Annotated in this window: 1 protein-coding gene; it reads left to right on the top strand. The window is 68.8% G+C overall.

Annotated elements, in window-relative coordinates:
- Window positions 1–2,774: non-ribosomal peptide synthetase (locus ABQF13_RS25230; RefSeq protein WP_448395541.1), on the top strand; the 2,774-nt coding region annotated here is incomplete at both ends.

The following is a 2,774-nucleotide window of genomic DNA, read 5'->3' as shown; positions in this document are numbered from 1 at the left end:
GAAGACGCGCTGGCCGGGATGCCGGAACGTGTTGCGTTGCCGACCGATCGGCCCTACCCGCTGGTCGCCGATCAGCGCGGCGCCAAGGTCGCGGTGGACTGGCCTGCCGAGCTGCACGAGCAGGTCACCCGGATCGCCCGTGAGCACAACGCCACCAGCTTCATGGTGCTGCAGGCGGCGCTGCTGACCGTGCTGTCCAAGCTCACCGGAACCTCTGACGTGGCGGTGGGTTTCCCGATCGCCGGTCGGCGCGATCCCGCGCTCGACGAGCTGATCGGGTTCTTCGTCAACACGTTGGTGTTGCGGGTCGATCTGGCGGGCGATCCGACGGTGGCCGATGTGCTGGCTCAGGTGCGGACGCGCAGCCTGTCTGCCTACGAACATCAGGACGTGCCGTTCGAGGTGCTCGTCGAGCGGCTCAACCCGACGCGGTCACTGACCCATCACCCGCTGGTTCAGGTCGCGCTGGCGTGGCAGAACGGCGCAGGAAGCGACATCGACGACCCCAACGCCGAATTCGCGCTGGGCGACCTGCAGGTGACCCCGATGCCGGTGGATGCCCGCACCGCGCGAATGGATGTGAACTTTTCGCTGGCCGAACGCCGCACCGAGGACGGGGAACCCGACGGCATCACCGGGACAGTGGAGTTCCGCACCGACGTCTTCGACCCCGACACCATCGAAACGCTGATCACGCGGCTTCAACGGGTCCTGGCGGCCATGGCATCCGACCCGATGGCACCGCTCTCGGCGGTGGACCTGCTTGACGAGGCCGAACGCGCCCGGCTCGCGGAGCTCGGCAACCTGGCGGCCGTGACGGCTCCAGAGTCTGCCGCATCATCGGTCACCGCCCTGTTCGCCGAGCATGTGACGCGCATCCCCGATGCGGTGGCGGTCACCTGCGGTGAACGGTCGTTGACCTACCGCGAGCTTGACCATGCCGCGAACCGGTTGGCGCACAACCTGGTCGCACATGGTGCCGGGCCGGGGCAGTGCGTGGCGCTGCTGTTCAACCGGTCCGCCGAGGCGATCGTGGCCATGCTGGCGGTACTCAAAGCAGGAGCGGCCTACCTGCCGATCGACGCGGCGGTACCTGCAGAGCGCATGGCGTTCATGATCACCGACGCCGGGCCGGTCGTCGCGGTCACCACCCCCGATCTGGCGGACCGGTTGGCCGAACAACCTCTATCCGTCCTTGACATCGGTGACATCGGTGACATCGGGGCGACCGGCGACAGTGAATCCGGTGCGCTGCTGCCGGATCCGAGCCCGGACGACATCGCCTATCTGATCTACACCTCGGGAACCACCGGTGTGCCCAAGGGCGTGGCGATCACCCACCACAACGTGACCCAACTGCTGGATACGCTCGATGCCGGGCTGCCGCCTGCGGGCGTGTGGCCGCAATGCCATTCGTTGGCCTTCGACGTCTCGGTGTGGGAGGTCTTCGCGCCGTTGCTGCGTGGCGGGCGCGTGGTGGTGGTCTCCGAGGACATCGCGGGATCGCCGGAAGACTTCCATGCCCTACTGGTGCGCGAACAGGTCACCGTGCTCACCCAAACTCCCTCTGCGGTAAGGGTGCTGCCGCGCGAGGGCCTGGAATCGGCGGTGCTGGTCGTGGTCGGCGAAGCCTGCCCGCCGGAGGTGGTGGAGCAGTGGGCGCCCGGCCGGGTGATGATCAACGCCTACGGCCCGACCGAGACGACGATGTGCGTGGCGATCAGCGCACCGCTGACACCGGGGCTGGGGGTGCCGATCGGCAAGCCGGTTCCCGGTGCGGCGTTGTTCGTGCTCGACGAGTGGCTACGCCCGGTGCCCGAAGGGGTGATCGGCGAACTGTATGTCGGCGGTGACGGCGTCGGCGCCGGATATGTGGGCCGGGCTGGCCTGACCGCGTCGCGGTTCGTGGCGTGCCCGTTCGGCGGTCCCGGCGTGGCCGGAAAACGTATGTACCGCACCGGCGATCTGGTGTATTGGCGTCCCGACGGGCAGCTGCAGTACCTGGGCCGCGCCGACGAGCAGGTCAAGATCCGCGGTTACCGCATCGAGTTGGGCGAGATCCAGGCCGCGCTGGCCGCGCTCGACGGCGTGGAGCAGGCAGCGGTGATCGCCCGCGAAGACCGCCCCGGCGACAAGCGGTTGGTGGGCTACATCACCGGCACCGCTGACCCGGCTGAACTGCGCGCCCAACTGGCTGAGCGGTTGCCCGCCTACATGGTGCCCGTCGCGGTGGTGGTGCTTGACGCGCTGCCGCTGACGGTCAACGGCAAGCTCGACACCCGCGCGCTGCCCGCTCCCGACTACGGCGACGGTGACCGCTACCGTGCACCCACCACCGCAGTCGAAGAGGTGCTCGCCGGAATCTACGCCGAGACACTGGGTTTAGATCAGGTCGGTGTCGACGACTCGTTCTTCGACCTCGGCGGCGACAGCATTCTCTCGATGCAGGTGGTGGCGCGCGCCCGCGCCGCGGGTCTGGTGTGTCGCCCCCGCGACGTGTTCGTCGAGCAGACCGTGGCCCGGCTGGCCCGCGTCGCGGGCGTGTCCCATGCGGGCGGCCCCATCGACAACGGCGTCGGACCGGTGGCGGCCACCCCCATCATCCGGTGGCTGCAGAGTCTGGACGGTCCGGTCGATGAGTTCAACCAGACGGTGCTGCTGCAAGCCCCCGCAGACACGACCGAGGGCGACGTGGTGGCGGTGCTGCAGGCGCTGCTGGACCGGCACGCCATGCTGCGGCTGCGAGTCGAGGACGACGCTGCGGGCGAATGGTC

It is taken from the genome of Mycolicibacterium sp. XJ879 (assembly GCF_053483935.1).
Note: the sequence above shows the minus strand (reverse complement) of the source record. Positions and strands in the feature narration are given on the sequence as shown.